The sequence below is a fragment of the Phormidesmis sp. 146-20 genome (genome assembly GCF_052939475.1).
The window spans coordinates 40,162-61,075 of record NZ_JBJPHT010000036.1 but is presented as its reverse complement, the minus strand read 5'-3'; the positions used below and the strand labels follow the sequence as shown (position 1 = coordinate 61,075).

Here is a 20,914-nt window from a genome sequence, read left to right as displayed (position 1 = left end):
AACTCTTGGAGTCAGATGATGCAATCCCTAACTCGCTTCTGCATTTTCTCCCTCATCACACTTAGCACTGCAATGTCGCTATCCTGTAGCGCGCAAACGAATAAGCAATCAGCCCCCACCCATCAACCTGCAACTCTGACAGCCAATCAACCAACAGCCCTTAAGCCTAGAATGAACAAAGTCACCTTTGTAAGTCAAGGGGAAACTCTGGTTGGAAATCTCTATCTTCCGACTACTTACAAAGCGGGTGACAAGCTGACTGCTCTAATCGTGACGGGAGCCTGGATGACTATCAAAGAGCAAATGCCAGCGCTCTATGCCCAAAAACTAGCTGAACAAGGCTATGCTGCCTTAGCTTTTGACTTCCGCTCCTTTGGGGAAAGTGGCGGCAAGCTGCGAGACTTTGAATCTCCCACAGCTAAGATTGCCGATATCAAGAACGCTGTGACCTATTTACAAACCGTGGATGCTGTGGATGTCGATCGGATTGCTGGACTGGGTATTTGTGCGAGTGCAGGCTACATGGTCACTGCGACCGCAGAAGATTCTCGCATCAAGGCCCTGGTTACGATCGCACCGTGGATTCATGACCCTCAAATTGTAAACAAGGTCTATGGCGGAGAAGCCACAGTTCAAAAGCTGATTGCGAGAGGACGAAAGGCGGAAGCTGACTTTCAGAAAACTGGGAAAGCAGAGTACGTTCCAGCAACAAGCAAGACTGACAAAAACTCGCCGATGTTTGGCGAAATTGACTACTATCAAAATCCCAAGCGTGGAGCAATTCCCCAGTGGGACAATCGATTTGCCGTGGCATCTTGGGCAGAGTGGTTGACCTTTAATCCCATGCCTCAGGCAAAAAACATCAAAGTACCAACGCTGTTTGTTCACAGTGAAAAAGCTGCGATTCCCGATGGAGCGCGTCAGTTTTTTGCAGCAATCCCTGGTCAAAACAAGCAGATTGTTTGGTTGCCCGATCGCCAACAGTTTGATTTCTATGATCAACCTCAAACGGTGAATGAAGCGATCGCGCTCACCGTGAACAAGCTCAGAGCAGCCCTGGGAACAGGATCATGAAAATTACTCGTAGAACTTTGTCGCTGCTAGGAGGTGCAAGCGTAATGAGTTTTCTAGCAATGTCTTCAAACAGTCAAGCAGAATCTAACAGTGTTACCTGGGCAAAGCAGTTTTTTGCGGCTGTCGATTCCCGCCAACCTGACTTGATTGTTGCCTTTATGCAGCCCGACATCCGGTTGCAAATGGGAAACGCCTCTGCGCTAGTTGGAATTCCTAGAGTTCACGCAGCTTTCTTGCAAGCGGCTCAACGCTTTATAGCAATTCAGCACAGTATCCAAGGCATTTGGCGGGGCAGTTGGGAGAAGGGGTCTGTCGTAAGTGTAGAGGCGATCGTAACCTATACCTTTCCAGACGGCAGAATCGTAAAATTACCTTGCACTAGCACTCTGCGGTTGCAAGACGAAAAGATTGCAGACTACCGCATTTTTATTGACCCAACCCCGGCATTTGCAGATTAACCTTCCAAGTTTACGATTGTGATCAACAGACTCGAAGCATTACTGAGGACAAAACGATGAAAACCTCTCGCAGGCACTTGACTTGGTTGGGAGGCACAGGTTTTCTACTTGCATTTCTTGCGAATTCAGCGTCCATGAATGCTCAACGCAATTCAATCTCTACCACGATGAATGATCAAGCTGCCATTATCAACGCTGTAAATGGAATTGCCATCTTTGCCGATCTACGCGATTGGAATCGATGTCGTCAAAACTTCGTTAATGAAGTTGAATTTGACTATACAGCAATGACAGGTGGCAAGCCAACGGTAATCTCAGCAGACAAGCAAATACAGCAGTGGTCGGAATTTTTCAAGAACACATTTAAGAACACACAGCACATCATTGGTAGTCATGTGGTGACGGTCAAGGGAAATACAGCAACCTGCGTCTCAAACTTCCAAGCGCATCATACTTATTTAGATGGCAAAAAAGGGACTTGGATGCTGAATGGTGTCTACAATCATGCGCTTGTGCGGGCGGGAAACGAGTGGAAAGTCAACAAAATGAAAATGTCGGTTGTATGGGAAACCGGAAATCGTCCTGCTTAATTTCTATGAACATTGCATCAAAGGAGGAGTTGGAAAATGGTAAAAAAAGCACGGGTCGATCGACGGTTAATTCTTCAAAGTAGCATCGGATTACTTGGCTTGGGAACCACGATTGGTTGTGCCAATATGGGTAGAAATACGACCGCCCAGGCAAACCCTACTCGACCCGCAAGGAGAACAAACGCTGAAGCTGTGGAAACTTACTTTGTAGCGCTTGAGACCGCAAAGTTTGAAGTACTCCGAGAGATCTTTGCGGAGGATGCAAAGCAGATTATGCCCTACTCCTTTGGAGAATTCCCTAGAAGTTTTGATGGGCGAGAAGGAATCTACAAGCAGTACAGTTCTCTTCCCAAAACCTTTAGCAAGATGTCTTTCCCTCGAACGATTTTCCCCACTGAGAATCGCGATGTGATCTTTGTTCAGTTCAAAGGCGATATTGAGATTAGAGCAGGTGGACGCTATCAGAATGACTACATTGGAATTTTTAAGTTTGAGAATGGACTAATCAAAGAGTACACCGAATACTTCAATCCCCTCCTAGTTTCTAAGGCGTTTAACGTCCCAATCAAGTAAACCACGATCGAGGGACTAGCATACAGTTTTCTAGATTCCATTGGACTGGTTTGAGAAGGCTCGATCGTGGCTAACAACCTTAAACCAGCACTCTAAAGAACAGGGTAACAAAGGACATTCAAGAATGAGTAATCTACTTCCTGAAACACTTCTATTCAAGATTCATCGTTCAAACGGTGAAGTTTCAAGCTTCACTGCGAGTGGAGTACCTGCGGTACAAAATATCTTAGAACAAATTCAACGCGGTAAGGTATTTACTCAACCCAGCTTAGTTTTGGCAGATGTGAGTGTGTTAGTGGTCTATCCTGGTGCAGAAATCGTGCGGATCGATTTACAGATCGATGTTGATTCTGAAACCCTTAAATCAACGATAAGAATCAGGTGGCATTTTGGGGAGTAGACGCTTCTCTCAATGCGGGCATCTTTGTCGGCGATGGCAATTCACTCCGCACGATCGCACAGACATCCGACGAGTTCAGTTTCTTGGGAGTAGGGCCCTCAATTAACGATGACGGAACAGTTGCTTTTTTAGGCGGACTCGACAGCGGTGACGCGGGCTATTTTACGGGTGACGGCACGACTACCACGCTGATTACAGATAGTTCAGGACAATTCAACTTTCAGCGCATTCCGACCCTCGACAATTTGTTTGGGGAGCCTGTGATCAACGATCGTGGCACAGTTGGATTCCGGGCGGATCTAGACAATGGAGACAAAGAGATTTTTTCTAGTAAGAAAGGCAAAATTCAGATCATCACAGATGCAAACCCTGAATTCACAACCTTTGGAATTACGCCAGACATTAACGCTAAAGGAACAATTGTCTTTTCCGCAGGCACCGCTCCAGTTCCAGGAACAATCGAGGTAGACGGGCAAACAGTCCCGATCGCAGAGTTGTTTCAAAACGCAGGCATCTTCACGAATCATCGGGGCAATTTGAATACGATCGCAGATTCAACCGATGGATTAACTTTGTTTGGGAGTTCTCCTGCCATTAACGATCGAGGAACGGCTGCCTTTATTGCAGTCAAAGCGACTGGAGAAGTTGAGGTATTAACTGGAAAGGGCAATGACCTAACAACGATCGCGGATAGTCTTGGTGACTTTAGTTCATTCCGAGGCGTTGATATCAACAATCAAGGAACCATTGCTTATCTTGCCGATTTTGATGCGGGCGGCAGTGGTCTTTTCGTGGGACAGCAGGAAATTATTACCACGGGAGATGAGTTACTGGGTTCAACAGTGACAGAATTGAACTTCTTAAATAAAGGTCTGAATCAGGACTCTGTGGCATTCTGGGCAAAATTAGCAGATGGTCGCTCTGGAGTTTTTCGCGCTGATCAAGACAAACCATCTAAATCACCGTTTAGCCTTCATTCTCTCTATAACGAGATTGGACACTACACAACGACGATCAGCGCAAAGCGCTCCGATGGAACTGTAGCCGATGGAGACCCCGCCGACATTTACTTCCCCCAATTGCCTAGCTCCTATTGCTCGACCGAGTTTCCCATAGCCCTTTTGCTACAAGGTGCGCTAGTCGATAAAGCAGATTACTCTAATTTTGCTGAACAAGTCGCAAGTTACGGCTTTGTGGTGGTGGTTCCCAACAATGAGCAAACGCTGTTTCGTCCCGATGGTTCATCTGCTACGGGTCTATTTCCTGAGCAAGGGCAAGTGAATGATGTTTTAGATCAAATGAAAGTGGAAGACCAGGATAACTCGTCGCCGCTCTTTAAGATTGTAGACACAACCAAGTTGGGATTGCTAGGGCACTCGTTTGGAGGAGCCGTGGGAATTGGGGCAACCCAGGAAGAGATTCGCATCCCTGGACTGAATGCAGAAAACTACACGGTTCCTCCAGAGTTGAAGGCAGGCATCTTTTATGGAACTAGCTTTGGAAATCCGCAAACTGGAGAATTTGTGCCTATTAACAATGAAGTTGCGCTCGGACTGATTCGAGGCGATTTGGATAGCGTGTCTTTACCAAATCGGAGTCAATCCACCTATGATCAGATTCTCAATCCGCCCAAAGTTTTAATTACAGTCAAGGGTGCGAATCACTACGGCATCACGAATGAAGACAACCCTGTTCGTGATCCAAGTAGACCGACTTTAGATCAAGCAGCGGCGACGAGTGCGATCGCACAATCCAGCGGATTATTTTTGAGAGCAAACTTACTAAACGATCGCAGAGCATTTGATGCTGTCTTCAACACCAGTACTCCTTTTGATTCAAATGTAAGTATCATCAGTCAGACACGTCCCATGTTGTAAATGAGGTAGCTAAGAAACTATCATGAACTCAATACCTGTGATGAACTAAGGAAGTCTTGAATCGTCCTGCGATTTTTAGGAACAATCAACTCCTTTTACGTCTCTTCTTATCCAATTATTCTGTAGAGGTTTCTCAAGGCAAGTTCTAACATCCCCTGTTCCAGAGATCGCCACGCTAGATGAGGGCTGGGAATTTAAGGTTGATGACTATACGATCGACCATCAAGGTGGCGCAACGATCGATTTGTCGGTCAGCTACGATTACAAAGAGGGTATTGGTGTGACAAATCCCCTTGAATACCCTGAGTTTACGCAGAACAACTACATCGACAACTTTCTCAAAACCTATCCCAACGAGACAGGTTTCTGGGAAATCCTCAACAAGAATCTAGTTTCAGACCTACTGACAAAGCCGATACCGACTACATTTGGTTTCGACTATCAACTAGCTGACGTATTAGATCGCTCACTATTGAAATCGATGTTCTGCCGGGTTCTTCAAACATTCCAATCTTGCGATCGAGCATTGTGACAGGCTTGCCTAATATTGAATTGTCTAGGGCGAAACTGCTAGGCCAAGGTAGACAGATCAACTATCAAGACGCAAGCGGCAATCTGGACGTTGCGATGCTTCAAATGAAGCTCAACTCGATCGTATTCAAAAGCTGATACAAGCGATCGCATCTCACGTTAGGGAGTAGGAGGTGGAGCTTCAGCAGGCGCAGGTTCGGGAGGGGGTGCAGCTTCTGGTGCAGGCTCCGGTGCAGGTTCAGCAGGTGGAGGAGCCTCCGGAACTGGCGCAGGTTCGGGAGGGGGTGCAGCAGGTTCTGGTGTAGGCTCAGGCGCAACAGGTTCGGGCGTAGGGGCTGCGGGTTCTGGTGTCGGTTCAGGGTCTGGTGTGCTCGGAGTTGGAGCAGGTGCAGCAGGAGTTGGTGGCGCATTTTGAGGCGGTTGGCTCGGCTCTGTTGCAGAAGCAGGCGGTTTCTGTTGCTGAACTTCGCGTTGAATGCGCTCTTGTTCTAAGCGTTCTTGTGCTGCGCGTTCTGCTTCTCGTGTTGCGCGATCGCTGTCTTCTTGGCGACGACGATCGGCATTTTGACGCTGGAAATCTGAGCCTTCTTGCTCGGAGGTAACTCGAATTCGCTGACCTTGAAAACCACTTTCTGAAGCTTCGTATCTGCGGCGACGGATTGCTTCTTCAGCTTTGCGATCGATCTCTCTGTCTCCGCTCGATGTTCTCAGCCGAATGTTAGTCACATTGCCGTCTTTATCGACATCAAAATCAAACCGAGCAGACCCTTCTGCACCCAGATATTGGTCTAAGTTACAGTTATCTTTGCATTTTGGCCGATTGCGACGCGATCGAGTCGGCGGATCAGAGTCTTCACGCGGTGGAGCTTCGCGAACAGCAACGGGTTGAGGCGATGGGCTAGGTTTGCCTTGTTGTCCAGAGCCTGTACTGTTTCCGGTTCCGTTCCCGTTGCCATTCCCTACACCATTTCCAGCGCCACGATTTCCGATCCCGTTACCATTACCATTACCAGAGCCGTTTCCAGTTCCATTTCCGGTTCCTGTGCTAGTTCCGCTAGGATTGTTGTTAGCTTGGGTAGTCTGGCCGTTGGGTGAGTTGTTTTGTTCTGGTTGCGAGTTCGCCTGTGCAGTTGGCGTTGCGGTTGGACTTGCAGAGGGACTCGGTGACGGGGTTGGGTTAGGAAATGGATTCGGTGACGGAGTTGGACTTGGTGATGGGCTAGGCGTGGGAGTCGGACTTGGAGAAGGACTGGGAGTAGGGTCTGGCAGGGGAATCTGTTCGGCAATTTCCGGTTCAGGAATCGGCGATGGCACAACATCAGGTTCAGGGATCGCTTGTGCAACCTCAACAGAATCAGGAGGTGGAGAACTTGGATTCGGATTAAACAGTGAGAACTGTTCACTGCCACCCCCGCTTCCGCCTGCTTCTGCATCTGTGGAGGCGCTATCGGGTGGAGGTTCGTCCGGTTGAGTGTCAGCGATGATTTCAATTTCTTCTTCTGCGACCGCCGTCTCTTGGGCTGGTTTCCAAAGGAGTACTAGCAACGGGATCAAGAGCAGATGCAGGACGATCGCACTTGTAAAACTGAAGGGCAAAAACCGTTTTAGACCCGCAGCTTCTTTTTTCCGTTGCTCAATCACTTCTGGAACAAAACTCATGATTTGTTGATAATTAGTTGCATCGGATGATCCTTCCTATCTTACGCTAATGATGGATCGATCACCTGTCAAGAGTAGCTAAAGCGGGGTTATGTTACGACGAATTGCAACGACCCTATTCTATGAGCGTTGAGAAACACTTGACAATAAATCGCATTAGTTTTATGCTGCTGGTTGGTCTTTTTGTCGTCTCAGTGCAAAAGATCTAAAAGCTCTATATATGTTCAAAATTTTTGCAAGACTCTAAAAGCAAGTTGGGATAGTGGAAATGAGTAGCGCGATCGAACTTCTTAAGGCGGGCGGGATTGTCATGATCTCACTGCTGCTGTTTTCTATCACAACAATTGGTCTAGTAACTCTGCATAGTGGCCCACTCCCACCCCAATATCTACGACTGTTGCCCCATCCGGAATCCATCGATCGAGGTATCGTTTAGTCATTGCAAACTCAACTGGACTGTACTGGTGGAGCCGAACAGACTCGTACTCAAAAATACTCTGGTTTCGGCAATGCATCCGTGAAAACAAAGCCGACTTTCGCCGATTAAAACGCCTTCCTATTGAGCGAAGGCAGACTTCGTTTTGGTCGGAACGGTTTGAACCGTCGGCCAAAATTACAGGTTATTTAATCCTCGATTCTAACAATCAATGGTTCGGACAAAATTAGGCCGTGAAGCAAGAGATTTCTGCCGAGAACCCTACCCAAACAGTCCGCCAAAAAACTCCACGGCTTCTTTGAGTGAAGCAATAAATACGTCGATTTCTTCGCGAGTGTTGTAGAAGTAAAGGCTGGCTCGTGCGGTCGATTGGGCTTTGAGATGGCGATGAAGCGGCTGGGTGCAGTGATGTCCCGCTCTGATGGCGACCCCTGCCTGATCCAAAATGGTAGACAAATCATGAGGATGCACATCTCCAGCGGTGAAGGCGGCTAATGCGGCCCGTCCACTGCCGTCTGCGTTGGGCTGAGGGCCACCAGCATTATTGTGTCAGAGTTTTTCTCGCGTGATCATCAATCTTGAGAGCGATCGTCTCCTCATCGTTTTGTCTAATGAACCCTCAAAAACAAGCGACAATAGAAGCCATAACGGTCACGGAGTCAAGTCATGAGTCAAGCCGTCCCAGAAAAAATCCGGTGGACAACTTCCGATCTCGATCTGCTTTCTAACGACGAGTGGAAACGCTATGAAATTATTGATGGAGAACTGTTTGTGACCAGAGCGCCACACCTGAGACACCAGGCTGTTATTCGTAATATTGCTGCCATTTTGCAAGCCTGGTCACAACCCAGTAAATTAGGCGAGGCTTTCCCGACTCCTGGAATCATTTTTAGCGAAGCGGATAACGTCATCCCCGATGTCATCTGGATTAGCACCGATCGACTCACTCAACTGATTGACGAAGCTGGACATCTCACAGGTGCGCCAGAACTGATTGTCGAAGTTCTCTCTCCGGGTAAAACAAACGAACGGCGAGACCGAGAAGCCAAACTCAAACTTTACTCTGCTCAAGGGGTGCAGGAATATTGGATCGTCAACTATCTGCTGAGACAGGCCGAAGTGTATCGTCGAGAAAATTTTGTTCTCAAACTAACGGCTACATTGCTTGCTCAAGATACGATCGTTTCTCCCCTTTTACCAGGGTTTGAGTGCATCGTAGAAACCTTTTTTGAATGACTCACAAAGCTCCAAAAAAATCTTCAAAAAAATAACGCCAATGACCTGTTTTCTGTCATCAAGCGTTACTGAATTTCTAAATTAACGTCAGTTCGATGAGAGGGACTCGCTTCGTTTGAATCGGCTTCAGCCCCCTAAATCCCCCAAATTGGGGGACTTTGACCAAGAAAAAATTCCAGAGTTCAAAGAAATTATGCTGATTCAAAGTCCCTCAGAATGGGGGATTTAGGGGGCGAAGCGCTCAACAACGAAGCGAAAAAACTCCATCGAATTCACGTTAAACTAGAACGAATCCTGAGCGACCCCTTGCGGGTAACTCGAAGAGATCGCCCTTCAAATCCTACCCAAACAGTCCGCCAAAAAACTCCACGGCTTCTTTGAGTGAGGTGATGAATACGTCAATCTCTTCGCGAGTGTTGTAGAAGTAGAGGCTGGCGCGTGCGGTCGATTGGGCTTTGAGATGGCGATGAAGCGGCTGGGTGCAGTGATGGCCTGCTCTGATGGCAACGCCTGCCTGATCCAAAATGGTAGACAAATCGTGAGGATGCACGTCTCCAGCGGTAAAGGCGGCTAATGCGGCCCGTCCACTGCCGTCTGCGTGGGGCTGAGGGCCATAGACGCGAATCTCAGGAATTTCGCTCAACCGTTGAAACAAGTAAGCGTTGAGTTCTTCTTCGTAAGCGTGAATCTTGTCCATGCCGATCGCGCTCAAATAATCGACCGCAGCACCAAGTCCGATCGCTTCAGCAATGGCGGGCGTTCCGGCTTCAAATTTGTGGGGCAGATCGGCGTAAGTCGCGTGATCCAAAAACACATCGGCAATCATTTCGCCCCCGCCCAAAAAGGGAGGCATCGATCGCAACAAATCCAGCTTGCCGTAGAGGAAGCCAATCCCCGTCGGCGCACACATTTTATGACCCGAAGCAACGAGCCAATCACAGTCGATTTCTTGCACGTCGATCGCCATGTGCGGCACACTCTGACAGGCATCAATCAGCACTTTTGCACCGACTTTATGAGCCTCCGCGCAAATCTCTTTAACGGGGTTGATGCAGCCCAGCGTATTCGAGACATGCACGATCGAAACAATCTTTGTCTTGTCTGACAGCAGCGATTTGAACTGCTCAAAGTCGAATTCTTCTGTCTCAGTCAGCTCGACAAACTTCAGAACTGCGCCCGTTCTCTGTGCCAAAAGCTGCCACGGAATCAGATTGCTGTGATGCTCCATCACCGACAGAATGATCTCATCACCCTGACGCAAAGTCGAACCCCACGAATACGCCACCAAATTGATCGCTTCGCTGGCATTGCGGGTGTAGACAATTTCCTGGCGAGAAGCCGCATTGATAAACGCAGCCACTTTGTCACGGGCACCTTCATAGCCATCCGTCGCACGCGAACTTAGCGTATGAACGCCTCGATGCACGTTGGCATTGTCATTTTCGTAATAGTGCTGAATCGCATTGAGAACCGCGATCGGCTTCTGTGACGTAGCAGCATTATCCAAATAAACCAGCGGTTTGCCGTGAATTTCCTGATGGAGAATCGGAAACTCAGAGCGGACTTTGGCAGCGATTGTTTTTTCTTGGGTGATAGTCATCTTGGCAGGGATGAGGGATGAGGGATGAAAGAACTTTATAGATTTTGGGTGCGGATCAGGTCGGCTAGGGTTTTGCGGAGGGTGGCGATCGGGATCTCGTCAATCACTTCGATCGCGAAGGCGTAGGTCAGCAGTTTTTGAGCGTCGGTTTGGCTGAGTCCTCGACTCTGGAGGTAAAAAATCGCATCGTCTTCTAGCTGGCTGACTGTCGCGCCGTGGGCGCATTTGACATTATCCGCCGTGATTTCTAGCTGGGGTTTGGTGTCGATGCGGGCTTTGGGTGAGAGGAGAAGATTGCGGCTGAGTTGGGCAGCGTCCGTCAGTTGAGCCAGCTTGGGAACGAAGATTTTACCGTTGAAAATGGCATGAGCACGATCGCCCACAATGCACTTGTTCACCTGATTGCTTTTGCCGTAGGGTTTTGAGAAAGCGATCTTGCTGTGGGTGTCTCCGATTTGCTGACCGTTCAACACTGTCAAACCATTCAGCGTCGTTTCGGTCTGTTCACCTGTCTGGTAAACCTCCAGATTGTGGCGAGAAATCTGAGCACCCATGCTGACTGCGGTACAACTGTAGCGAGAATCTCGCGCCTGAGACACTGCCGTTTTGCCAATATGAAACGCCGTTTCGCTGTCTCGCTGTACTCTAGTGTGCCAAACTTCCGCATTGTCTGCAAGCCAGATTTCCGTCACCGGATTGGTGAAATACACACCCTCGCCCAAACTTACATACTCTTCAATTAAGGTAACCTGGCTCCCTGTTTCAGCAATCACCAAAACGCGGGGGTGAGTAATTTTTGGCGTTTCGCTCGTCGTGGTCACAGACAAAATTTGGATCGGCGTTTCGACAACTTGATTTTGGGGAATGTAGACGATCACTCCATCTTTCAAGCTTGCGGTATTCAATGCCGTAAACACTTCTTCTGATCCTGGCTGCATCGCTAAATAATCAGAAAGTGAAGGAATAAATTCCGCACCTGCGATCAAATTGCCAACCAAAACGCCATCAGGAAGATTATCGACAGCCGACAAGTCCGGTGCATAAAATCCATTCACAAACACCAACCGACTGTTAATCGTTTCGGGCAGCAAAAATGATTGGATTTCTGAAAAGCCAATGATCGACAAATCTGCCGTCTCAAAACTCACCTTCAACAGCGCTGACAAATCGGTAAATCGCCATTCTTCATCGCGAGTGTTGGGAATCGCTAACTCTTGAACGATCGCACTGGCTCGATCGCGCACATCATTCAACAATGCCAGCTCAGAATCAGACCTCAGGTTGAGCAAATTTGAGAGATAGGCAGAGCGATCGACTCTCGCTTTGAGCGTAGAGTTTGCGGTGTCAGACAGGGTGGAAACTTCAATGGTCATCGCGCTGCTGCCTCCTCTTCACGCACCCAGTCATAGCCACGAGCTTCGAGTTCATAAGCCAACTCTTTGCCGCCTGTGGTGAGAATCCGTCCGCCTTCCATCACATGCACAAAGTCAGGAATAATGTAATCCAAAAGTCGTTGGTAGTGCGTGATCACCAGTGTTGCATTGTTGGGTGATTTGAGTTCATTAACCCCGTTGGCGACAATTTTTAGCGCATCTATATCCAGACCCGAATCAATCTCGTCGAGAATGCCTAACTTAGGTTCTAGCAATGCCATTTGTAGAATTTCGTTGCGCTTTTTCTCACCGCCTGAGAAGCCTTCATTCACACTACGACTGAGAAAAGAAGCATCCATTTTCAGCAGTTCGAGTTTAGACTGCACCAAGTCATCAAAGTCAAAAGCATCTAGTTCTTCCAGCCCTTCGTGCTTGCGTTTGGCATTGTAGGAGACGCGCAAAAAATCGACATTGCTGACCCCAGGAATTTCGAGGGGATATTGGAAGGCGAGGAACACACCCGATTTGGCGCGATCGTCTGGTGCCATTTCCAATAAATCCTGTCCTCGAAAGGTCACTTCGCCGCCTGTGATTTCGTAAGCGGGATGCCCAGCCAAAATTTTGGATAAGGTACTTTTTCCCGATCCGTTTGGACCCATGATCGCGTGAATTTCGCCTGCTTTAATTTCCAGATTCAAGCCTTTAAGAATCTGAGTATCCTCTACGTTTGCAGTTAAATTACTAACCGACAAAATCACTTCACTATTGTCACTAATCACACTCTGACCTCTCTAATTTCATCGCTCACTACAACTGACCCAACCGCTTCATAATTTGCAGAACTGAATATAGTTCGTTCCCTTCATTCAAAATATTAAACCGATTAGACACCCCATACCGAGCAGGATTTTTTGACAGTTTGATAAAGCTAAAGTCAAGTCCATTAGTTAACAGTCCAAAACAAGGTTTTTTGGGTTCTGGATCTGCCAACATATAAGAAAGCAGTTGAGCTAAACCAACTTCAGGTGAGTAAGCAAACCCTTTAGACTCAATTACCAAAACCCAAAATCTTTCTTTCAGAACAATTAGATCAAGCTGTCCTCGAATAATAACCCCTTCGTCTTCACTAACAATTTCAGTCGATTGCTCTGCTCGAATGTGAAAGGGCGGCAGGAAGAAATCAGCCAGAAATAGTAGAGGCGATAAGACAGAGATTTGAACAGCTTTCTCCAAATAGGGAGGATACTGCATCAGGTTAAAAAAGCCTTCTCGAACTTTGTCTAAAAACTGCTTTTCCTGTTCATTGAGTTCAGACAAATCCTCATGCCATTCTGTGAAAAATTGTCGATCGCGTACCAGTTGCAGACCAAATTGGTCAATCAGATCGCGAATATTAATGGTTCTAGATTGTAGTACTTGAGTCATTGACGATCGACCTCACATCAGCATCATCCGAGCCACTTTTGGACTCTCAGGATTGACAATCAATCGTTCTCGCTTTGGATCGATCAACACGTCTAATCCTTCCATCGGGATCGCGCCTAACAAAACTTTGGTTGAGTCAGGAATCACCAGCGCCTCGACCAATGTACGTCGATTTTGAAAGCGAACCTCGATCGGCCCCACCACTTCAACCACGGCGATAGACCCACCTGCTAACTCGGCTTCGACATCTCGAACTTTCCTCAAATCCAGTTGCTCTTTGACAAACTCTGGAATAGCAAGCATGGTGGTACGGCGATCGACGATCGCACTCACATTACAGCGCCGAATCTGACTTTCTGAGCGATAGCCTTCATGCACCAGAGCCAGATCCGCCCCCCACATCAGTTCAATGTCAGCCTGTACAACCATGCTTGTCTTACCCCACAGACCCTTCTAGTTTGAGGCTGAGGAGACGATCGGCTTCGACGGCAAACTCCATCGGCAGTTGGTTAAACACATCCTTACAGAATCCGCTGATCATCATCGAGATCGCATCTTCAGGAGAAATGCCGCGCTGACTAAAGTAAAACAGTTGGTCTTCTCCAATCTTGGAAGTAGAGGCTTCGTGTTCCACTTTGCCTGTGTTGTTTTGCACCTGGATGTAGGGGAAGGTGTTGGCTTGAGCATTGTCGCCAATCAGCATCGAGTCACACTGCGAATAGTTGCGCGCGCCCTTAGCGTTGGGATTGATCTTCACCAAACCGCGATAGCTGTTGCTCGATCGACCCGCCGAAATCCCTTTAGAAATAATCGTGCTGCGGGTGTTTTTGCCAACGTGGATCATCTTGGTTCCGGTGTCGGCTTGTTGGCAGTTGTTGGTCAGCGCTACAGAGTAGAATTCGCCAACGGAATTGTCGCCAATCAGCACACAGCTCGGATACTTCCAGGTGATGGCTGAACCCGTCTCAACCTGCGTCCAGGAGATTTTGGAATTCACGCCCTGGCACAATCCGCGCTTGGTGACAAAGTTATAGATGCCGCCTTTACCATTTACGTCGCCTGCGTACCAGTTCTGAACGGTGGAATACTTGATTTCGGCATTGTCCAGGGCGACCAATTCGACAACTGCTGCGTGAAGCTGATTGGTGTCAAACATTGGAGCCGTACAGCCTTCGAGATAGCTGACGTGACTACCTTCTTCAGCAACAATCAGTGTCCGCTCAAACTGCCCAGAGTCCCCATTATTAATGCGGAAGTAGGTAGACAACTCCATCGGGCACTTGACACCCTTGGGAATGTAGACAAACGACCCGTCACTAAACACAGCCGAATTGAGCGCCGCAAAGTAATTGTCCGCCACCGGAACCACGCTGCCCAGATACTTTTTGATCAGATCGGGATGCTCTTTCACCGCTTCCGCAAACGAGCAGAAGATCACGCCCTCTTTCGCCAGCTTTTCTTTGAAGGTGGTGGCGATCGACACGCTATCAAAAATCGCATCCACGGCCACATTGCTCAACCGCTTTTGCTCAGACAGCGAAATCCCCAGCTTCTCAAAGGTCGCCAGCATTTCGGGATCGACTTCTTCGAGGCTTTTCTTCTTTTCTTTGAACTTGGGCGCAGAGTAGTAAACGATATCTTGATAATCGATCGCCGGATACCCCACATGGGCCCAATCTGGCTCGGTCATCTTCAACCATTGCCGATAAGCCTTGAGGCGAAACTCCAGCATAAATTCCGGCTCTTCTTTTTTAGCCGAAATCAACCGAACCATTTCTTCACTCAGCCCACGAGGAATCGTATCAGATTCGATATCCGTAACGAACCCATACTTATAAGGCTGATTAACTAGATTTTGTACTGCACTCATCGATCGTGTTCTCTTGATAGTGAGGAAGGGTAAGGGAAGGAAAGGGATGAAGGATGATATAGTCTGGTTCCCTCACCTCTGCGTTTAAGGTCTAGGCGTTGGTTGTGGCGCGGATTTCGTCGAAGGTAATTTCTTGCATTTCACCCGCAAAATCGTTGTCTGAGGTCAAAAACAGCATACAGTGACACTCTTTGCGCTCGCGCATGGGGACACAGGGACAATTCCAATAAGCGGCGGCGACTTCGGCTTCTTTGTCTTCATAGTGACGACACGGACAAAGGGGAGCGCCCAAGTCGTCTTTATGCTTGGCCAGTCCTTCGATCACGACGGCCGTCACGCTGAGATCGACGCAAAAATACGTCCCGGTGCGCTTCGCGTATTGCTCTGAGAAGTGCCTCATGGCTTCGAGACTTTTATCTGATGCTTGCGTGGTTTGAGTTTCTGTATTCATCTGTATTTATGAGCCAGAACGACAGTACATCCGATAAATTCTATAATTAAAACAACGCACTTGTTGCTTAACTTCATTGTAAGATACTTTAGAAACAATGATGTTGTCAAAGTCGATTTTTTCTGCCGCCATCTTGCGATCGAGTGACCGTTACTTCTGGAACCTGGAATGACCACAACTCAACAACCCACGACGAAACAAGACATTCTGCACGATCTGCTCAAGCAGGGTCAGGCGACGGCCCAAGACCTGGCAGACCGATTGCAGGTGAGTCCGCAGGCGATCAGACGGCACCTCAAAGATCTGGAAACCGAAGGGCTGATTTTGCATCAGACGGTGCAGACCAAAATGGGGCGACCCAGCCATGTCTATGAGTTGAGCCGAGAAGGGCGATCGCAGTTTCCCGATCGCTACGATGATTTTGCGGTGTCACTCCTTGATACGCTGGCCGAGACGGTGGGGCGCGATCAGGTCAGTGCCATTCTTCGCAAACAGTGGGAGCGTAAAGGGCTGGAATATCGTCAGCGTTTGGGGTCTGGCTCTCTGGGCGATCGGGTCGCTGGTCTAGTCGAGTTGCGTCGCACTGAAGGCTATATGGCAGAGTGTCACAAGGTCGAGTCAGATGAGTCCACCCAATTTATTTTGACTGAATATAATTGTGCGATTTCTCACATTGCCGAGTCGTTTCCCAGCGTCTGTGGGCATGAGTTAGAAATGTTTGAACTGGCGCTGCAAGATTGTCGAGTCGATCGGACTCACTGGCTCGTCAACGGTGAACATCGCTGCGGCTATTTAATTCAAGCAAAATAATCAAAACTTTATATATTCAGAGACTCAGAGAACTGGCTGAAACAGGAAGCGATGAATAACCATGAATAATGGATTGCAGCAAATATTAGATTCTTTTGATCAGTTGCCAGAGGTCGAAAAACAGCAGGTTGCTGTTGAGATTTTGCGACGGACAGCCAACTCAGACATTCCACTATCAGATGAGGCATTAGTCCTGAATGCTGAAGCGTTATTCTTGAGCCTTGATGAGTCCGAAAACGACCATGAGCAATATTCCAAGCCGAGGTGAAGTGTGGTTGGTCGATTTAGGTTATGTGGCTAAAGTGCGTCCTTGTCTAGCGATCAGTGTCCCTATCGAAGATCGCGATCGAGCCTTAGTAACTTTGGTTGCTCATACGACTCGTTCAAGAAACTCAAGGTTTGAGGTTGAAATTGCGGCAAGGTTTTTGAAATCTGGAGTTTTCGACGCTCAAAACCTGGTTACAGTCCCTTATGTGACGTTGATCAAGAAGTTAGGGGTGCTGACGCAAGAGCAATTATCGCAGGTCGAAGATGCAGTCTGTTTGTGGTTAGGTTTAGACTAATTGGTTAATGGTAAACATCGCTGCGGCTATTTAATTCAAGCAAAATGAATGTCTTACAGTGACTTTACGCTGAGAAGCGTCAAAAAAATGTTTGGATTGATGACGATCGAAGGGGGACGGTTTTTGCCTGAAACTCAGTCGATCGCTCCCAGCAGCTATCTTCAAGAAGCCTTGAATGAAGGGTTGCCATTAGCTATTGCTACCGGGTCAGAAAAAGCCCGATCGGAATTGCTGATCAGTCCTATTTTGGTTGAAGTGCGAAAACTGCTCGATCGCAAAGTCAGCCTATTTTCGGGCGAAGATTTTACGGTTGCTCCAGAATTGGGATTGAGCGGCGTTTGTGATTTTCTGATTAGTCGATCCACTGAGCAAGTTTTGATCGAAGCGCCTGCTGTGATCGTGATTGAAGCTAAAAAAGGTGATCTCAAGCAGGGATTGGGGCAATGTGCAGCAGAAATGATTGCGGCTCAAAAGTTTAATGCAGCAAACGAGATTCTGATCCCGACGATTTACGGTAGCGTCACGAGCGGGACTGCCTGGCGATTGATGAAATTAGACGATCAGACGCTGACGATCGACCTTCACGATTATGCCATTCCACCCGTCGATCACTTGCTCGGAATGCTGGTCTGGATGGTACAACAAGGTTAGAGGGCAACAGACTTGTAGAGTGAATGGTCACAGAAACGCATGAAGTCGGACATTATTCTCATTGGCGCGATCGGGTCGGGTAAGTCTACGATCGGAGAGCTTTTGGCAAAGCGGCTTAACGTTCCACAACACTCAATGGACGATTTGAGATTAAACTACTACAAAGAAATTGGCTACGACGAGGAATTGGCTAAGAAGAAGCGGGCGACTCAAGGCTTGTGGGGAGTGTATCAATACTGGAAGCCCTTTGAAGCTTATGCAGTTGAGCGGATACTTTCAGAACACCAGCACTGCGTCATCGATTTTGGAGCAGGTCACTCTGTTTATGAAGACGATATTCTGTTCCAACGAGTTCAACAGATCTTGGCACCGTACTCAAACGTAATTCTCCTGTTGCCGTCTCCTGATCTGGATGAATCGGTGCAAATTCTCAATAAACGAAATGAGTACGTGTCAGATGGCAATCCAAATCTCAATGAACATCTCATCAGGCACCCCTCAAACTACAAGCTGGCCAAGTATGTCATATACAGCAAGGGCAAAATGCCAGAAGAGATGTGTAATGAGATCCTAAGCTTGATAACGTTTGACTAAACCTGATTACAGCAGAAAATTTAACGCTAAATTGAATGATGTCGATCGAGTTTGTTTATCACCATTAAAAAGCTTCTATGGAATCGAATACAGAATTTTTAACGCCCGAAGAATGTGCTGAAGTAGACAAAGCACTGCTGACTTCACGCGACAAATTTATGACGAGAGTGGCAATTTATTCACTACGATCGCTCAAACAAATCGCCCAACAATCCCGACAAGCGATCGCGGATCTGCAAAACCCGCAAATTGCCGAATGGGTTGCCAACGACCCCAGTTTGCAGCAGGGCATTGACCAAAATTTCAAAGGCTTTTTTACGCAACTGACGATCGCCGCGCTCAAACCGTTAAATCAATCGGCAGCAGAATCAGGGGTGGCGATCGAAGACCTTACCGTTCCGCAAGTCGTCTCCTGGTTTGAGCAAGAAGCAAAACGTCGCCTTGAGCAAGGACTATAAAAATTTTAATAAAAGTCTTAAGTATCATCCGTGTTTTCCTAATAACACAACTGAAATCTGTATCAATGTATACTGGCTTAGTTGCAGCAAGCAATGCAACGATCGTCACCATTGATTCAGCAAAGACGACACGTTAGACATGACAAAACAAACAGACCAGTCAAACGCTAGAGAATTGTTTCAAACACAATCTCTGCAATGCTGTGGTGATCAATTAACAACCGAGCAGAGTAATTCCTTTGATTCTGAAAACAAACCTAATTATCGAAGGCTACAAACCTTACTTCAAGCAGGCAATTGGAAGGAAGCAGACTACGAAACTTATCTAGCGATGCTGCGAGCGATCGGCTACTCAGAAGGAACTTGGATGCGACCTCAAGACTTAGATTGCTTTCCCTGCCAGGATTTGTGCCTGATCGATCGCCTGTGGGTTGAGTGGAGCGATCAACGATTTGGTTTCAGCATTCAACAGCGCATCTGGCACCAAGTTGGACAAGACTATCAAGTGTTTGGCGATCGAGTCGGCTGGCGCGTTGAGGGCCGCTGGATTGCTTATGACCATTTGACGTTTCGATCGTCCGCCCCTCTGGGACACTTTCCCTCTGGTTGGGTCAAAGACTGTAATTTAGAATCCTGTGTGGGGGGTTGCGGCTATGTGGGGTTTGAAGATCTGTTCGATCGTCTGGAGGCTTGTAGCGATTCACTAATTTGCACCTGATCGAAACTTACTCTTTAAAGAGTCAAGTGTGATAGCTGCGGCAACCAATATTATTGGCAAACCTGCCTGTAGTGAATGAAGTGGCAACGGGAGCAAAATTGCTTGAAAGAACCAAGCAACTTCTAGGCAAGTCCTTGGTAATGTAATACCAACTTGATTTTTCTACAGCATCCTCCCTAATAAAGGTGGGATTTTCTAGTTCTCCGCCTTGCCCAGGAGGGGTTGAGGGAGTCCAAGGAGCTGTTGCACCTAAACAATCGTTTGGCATAAGACTCAATCCCGTTGTACAGCGACCCCTTGCGGGTAACGCGAAGAGAACGATCGCAGCGCGTCAAACAGACCTTACTGAATCGCTTTCATCAAAAACTCGGCAATCTCAATCAGTTCAGATTTGTTGAACACTTCTAGCAAGGTTCTGGCGGCGGCTCTTGGCTCTAAAGGAATCGACACCTGCTGTTTAGGCGCGGATTGTCTTCCGGGCTGGGCAGAGGTTTTTTGAGGTGCAGAGGTTTTTTGAGGTGCAGAGACTTTTTGAGGCGCAGAGGGTTGAGGCGCAGAGACGAGGGGCACAGATTTGGGAGCCTGGGCAGGGACAATCAGCTTCTGTAAATTTTGACTCGCTAAAATCTCATCGACTCGGCCCGATACCAATAGATCGCTGGCTTGCTTGAGATCTCGAATCACGATCGGAGCCAACACCCCATAGGAATTTTTGGGCGCAGCGATCGCCCGTTGCGCGATTTGTAAAACCATCACCCAGGGTTTTGTCGTCGCATTGACCTGCATCAACCGATTACACAACCCTACAAGCTGCTGGCGACTTTTGGGCGAGTCTGCCTGTCTAAACAGGTGCAGCATTGCCTTAAGAATTGCATTAATCTGAGCCGTCGTATTAGATGCAAGTGCAGCTTTGCCAGACCCCTTCGCTTCTGCTTTCATCAGGGCGTGGAGATATTTCTGCAACTCGGTAAAGGTCGGCTCTGACGCAATCACCGCCTGTTGAGCCTCTTCTTCGCGCAGACCAAACGGCCCCTGTAGCGACTCGATGAGCGCTTTGAGCGTATCAAACCCCTTCAAAAAGAGGTCTTCTAGCTTGGAGTCGATCTTGACCGGATGCTCTTTGAGATGTTTGAAGCAGTCTTCAAAATGGTGGGCGGTTCTTTGGATGCTGTCAAACCCCAACATGGCTGCCCCACCCTTGACTGAGTGAGCCGCTCGAAAGAGTTCATTCACCCGTTCTGAGTCAGACATGGTGGCTTGAAGATTAACCAGTCCTTGCTCGATCGTGTCCAGGTGTTCTTTCGCTTCTTCGATAAAATAGCCGAGTATTTGCTGTTGCTTGACTGATTGCACTGCCCTGCTCCTGGCGTAACGAGTCGTGTTAAATGAGCGCAAAGGATGAGAATTGGTCCCTTGTACTGAGTGTTCCCAGATACTACGAGAACGGCACGAAGTATCGAGATGAGATTGGCGGAGACGAGCCGACCCAACGGCTACCCCACTGCTCAAAATGTTAGATCCAATTGAAATTAAATTCCTCGAAAATTTCACCCTGGCGATCGACAAC

The 20,914-nt window shown here is 47.9% G+C and carries 23 protein-coding genes and 1 pseudogene; 14 read left to right on the top strand and 10 right to left on the bottom strand.

Annotated elements, in window-relative coordinates; genetic code table 11:
• Nucleotides 1-171: 171 nt before the first annotated feature.
• From ACKFKH_RS23140 to ACKFKH_RS23115, 6 genes are all read left to right on the top strand, one after another.
• Nucleotides 172-1,074: an alpha/beta hydrolase gene (locus ACKFKH_RS23140; protein WP_446860720.1), complete on the top strand. Its 903-nt coding sequence runs from the start codon at nt 172-174 to the stop codon at nt 1,072-1,074.
• Complete coding sequence (locus ACKFKH_RS23135; protein WP_446860719.1) at nt 1,071-1,532, top strand: nuclear transport factor 2 family protein; 462 nt, start codon at nt 1,071-1,073, stop codon at nt 1,530-1,532. The genes ACKFKH_RS23140 and ACKFKH_RS23135 overlap by 4 nt, the downstream gene beginning before the upstream one ends.
• 56 nt (nt 1,533-1,588) lie before the next feature.
• On the top strand, nt 1,589-2,122 hold the full coding sequence (locus ACKFKH_RS23130; RefSeq protein ID WP_446860718.1) for a nuclear transport factor 2 family protein: 534 nt from the start codon (nt 1,589-1,591) through the stop codon (nt 2,120-2,122).
• Between the two features lie 36 nt (nt 2,123-2,158).
• Entirely contained in the window at nt 2,159-2,695 is a 537-nt protein-coding gene (locus tag ACKFKH_RS23125; protein WP_446860717.1) for a nuclear transport factor 2 family protein, read from the top strand.
• 124 nt (nt 2,696-2,819) lie between these two features.
• Nucleotides 2,820-3,095, top strand: a complete 276-nt coding sequence (locus ACKFKH_RS23120; protein WP_446860716.1) for a hypothetical protein — start codon at nt 2,820-2,822, stop codon at nt 3,093-3,095.
• On the top strand, nt 3,077-4,972 hold the full coding sequence (locus ACKFKH_RS23115) for a DUF7453 family protein (protein WP_446860715.1): 1,896 nt from the start codon (nt 3,077-3,079) through the stop codon (nt 4,970-4,972). The genes ACKFKH_RS23120 and ACKFKH_RS23115 overlap by 19 nt, the downstream gene beginning before the upstream one ends.
• Before the next feature lie 690 nt (nt 4,973-5,662).
• Here the strand turns inward: ACKFKH_RS23115 and ACKFKH_RS23110 are convergent.
• Nucleotides 5,663-7,162, bottom strand: a complete 1,500-nt coding sequence (locus tag ACKFKH_RS23110) for an energy transducer TonB family protein (protein WP_446860714.1) — start codon at nt 7,160-7,162, stop codon at nt 5,663-5,665.
• A 697-nt stretch (nt 7,163-7,859) separates the two neighbouring features.
• A pseudogene (locus ACKFKH_RS23105) lies at nt 7,860-8,090 on the bottom strand (aminotransferase class V-fold PLP-dependent enzyme); the annotation flags it as partial.
• A gap of 174 nt (nt 8,091-8,264) precedes the next feature.
• On the opposite strand from ACKFKH_RS23105, the gene ACKFKH_RS23100 reads away from it, so the two are divergent.
• Nucleotides 8,265-8,834 (top strand): Uma2 family endonuclease, encoded by a 570-nt coding sequence (locus tag ACKFKH_RS23100; protein WP_446860713.1) that lies wholly within the window; start codon nt 8,265-8,267, stop codon nt 8,832-8,834.
• Between the two features lie 340 nt (nt 8,835-9,174).
• Here ACKFKH_RS23100 and ACKFKH_RS23095 read toward each other — a convergent pair whose 3' ends face one another.
• The 7 genes from ACKFKH_RS23095 to ACKFKH_RS23065 form a co-directional block, all read right to left on the bottom strand.
• Nucleotides 9,175-10,434 carry a SufS family cysteine desulfurase gene (locus tag ACKFKH_RS23095; protein ID WP_446860712.1) on the bottom strand — a complete coding sequence of 420 codons (1,260 nt, stop codon included), beginning with the start codon at nt 10,432-10,434 and terminating at the stop codon, nt 9,175-9,177.
• A gap of 35 nt (nt 10,435-10,469) precedes the next feature.
• Nucleotides 10,470-11,807 carry a Fe-S cluster assembly protein SufD gene (sufD, locus tag ACKFKH_RS23090; RefSeq protein WP_446860711.1) on the bottom strand — a complete coding sequence of 446 codons (1,338 nt, stop codon included), beginning with the start codon at nt 11,805-11,807 and terminating at the stop codon, nt 10,470-10,472.
• The gene (gene sufC / locus ACKFKH_RS23085) at nt 11,804-12,586 is read right to left on the bottom strand and encodes a Fe-S cluster assembly ATPase SufC (protein WP_446860710.1); all 783 of its coding nucleotides are present in this window, start codon (nt 12,584-12,586) and stop codon (nt 11,804-11,806) included. The genes sufD and sufC overlap by 4 nt, the downstream gene beginning before the upstream one ends.
• A gap of 28 nt (nt 12,587-12,614) precedes the next feature.
• Entirely contained in the window at nt 12,615-13,232 is a 618-nt protein-coding gene (locus ACKFKH_RS23080; RefSeq protein WP_446860709.1) for a restriction endonuclease subunit R, read from the bottom strand.
• A 12-nt stretch (nt 13,233-13,244) separates the two neighbouring features.
• Nucleotides 13,245-13,661 (bottom strand): hypothetical protein, encoded by a 417-nt coding sequence (locus tag ACKFKH_RS23075; protein WP_446860708.1) that lies wholly within the window; start codon nt 13,659-13,661, stop codon nt 13,245-13,247.
• A gap of 7 nt (nt 13,662-13,668) precedes the next feature.
• Complete coding sequence (gene sufB, locus ACKFKH_RS23070; protein ID WP_446860707.1) at nt 13,669-15,102, bottom strand: Fe-S cluster assembly protein SufB; 1,434 nt, start codon at nt 15,100-15,102, stop codon at nt 13,669-13,671.
• A gap of 91 nt (nt 15,103-15,193) precedes the next feature.
• Entirely contained in the window at nt 15,194-15,553 is a 360-nt protein-coding gene (locus ACKFKH_RS23065; protein ID WP_446860706.1) for a ferredoxin thioredoxin reductase catalytic beta subunit, read from the bottom strand.
• Between the two features lie 168 nt (nt 15,554-15,721).
• On the opposite strand from ACKFKH_RS23065, the gene sufR reads away from it, so the two are divergent.
• The 7 genes from sufR to ACKFKH_RS23030 all read left to right on the top strand — a co-directional run bounded on the left by sufR (nt 15,722) and on the right by ACKFKH_RS23030 (nt 19,347).
• Nucleotides 15,722-16,363 (top strand): iron-sulfur cluster biosynthesis transcriptional regulator SufR, encoded by a 642-nt coding sequence (sufR, locus tag ACKFKH_RS23060; RefSeq protein ID WP_446860705.1) that lies wholly within the window; start codon nt 15,722-15,724, stop codon nt 16,361-16,363.
• Between the two features lie 61 nt (nt 16,364-16,424).
• Nucleotides 16,425-16,631: a hypothetical protein gene (locus ACKFKH_RS23055; protein WP_446860704.1), complete on the top strand. Its 207-nt coding sequence runs from the start codon at nt 16,425-16,427 to the stop codon at nt 16,629-16,631.
• Nucleotides 16,588-16,926: a type II toxin-antitoxin system PemK/MazF family toxin gene (locus ACKFKH_RS23050; RefSeq protein WP_446860703.1), complete on the top strand. Its 339-nt coding sequence runs from the start codon at nt 16,588-16,590 to the stop codon at nt 16,924-16,926. The genes ACKFKH_RS23055 and ACKFKH_RS23050 overlap by 44 nt, the downstream gene beginning before the upstream one ends.
• A 48-nt stretch (nt 16,927-16,974) precedes the next feature.
• Nucleotides 16,975-17,577, top strand: coding sequence for a hypothetical protein (locus tag ACKFKH_RS23045; protein WP_446860702.1), 603 nt, complete (start codon nt 16,975-16,977; stop codon nt 17,575-17,577).
• Between the two features lie 39 nt (nt 17,578-17,616).
• Nucleotides 17,617-18,171: a shikimate kinase gene (locus tag ACKFKH_RS23040; protein ID WP_446860701.1), complete on the top strand. Its 555-nt coding sequence runs from the start codon at nt 17,617-17,619 to the stop codon at nt 18,169-18,171.
• A gap of 77 nt (nt 18,172-18,248) precedes the next feature.
• On the top strand, nt 18,249-18,629 hold the full coding sequence (locus ACKFKH_RS23035; protein ID WP_446860700.1) for a hypothetical protein: 381 nt from the start codon (nt 18,249-18,251) through the stop codon (nt 18,627-18,629).
• Between the two features lie 139 nt (nt 18,630-18,768).
• The gene (locus ACKFKH_RS23030) at nt 18,769-19,347 is read left to right on the top strand and encodes a GUN4 domain-containing protein (RefSeq protein ID WP_446860699.1); all 579 of its coding nucleotides are present in this window, start codon (nt 18,769-18,771) and stop codon (nt 19,345-19,347) included.
• A gap of 342 nt (nt 19,348-19,689) precedes the next feature.
• Here ACKFKH_RS23030 and ACKFKH_RS23025 read toward each other — a convergent pair whose 3' ends face one another.
• Nucleotides 19,690-20,700, bottom strand: a complete 1,011-nt coding sequence (locus ACKFKH_RS23025) for an Hpt domain-containing protein (RefSeq protein ID WP_446860698.1) — start codon at nt 20,698-20,700, stop codon at nt 19,690-19,692.
• Between the last annotated feature and the right edge of the window lie 214 nt (nt 20,701-20,914).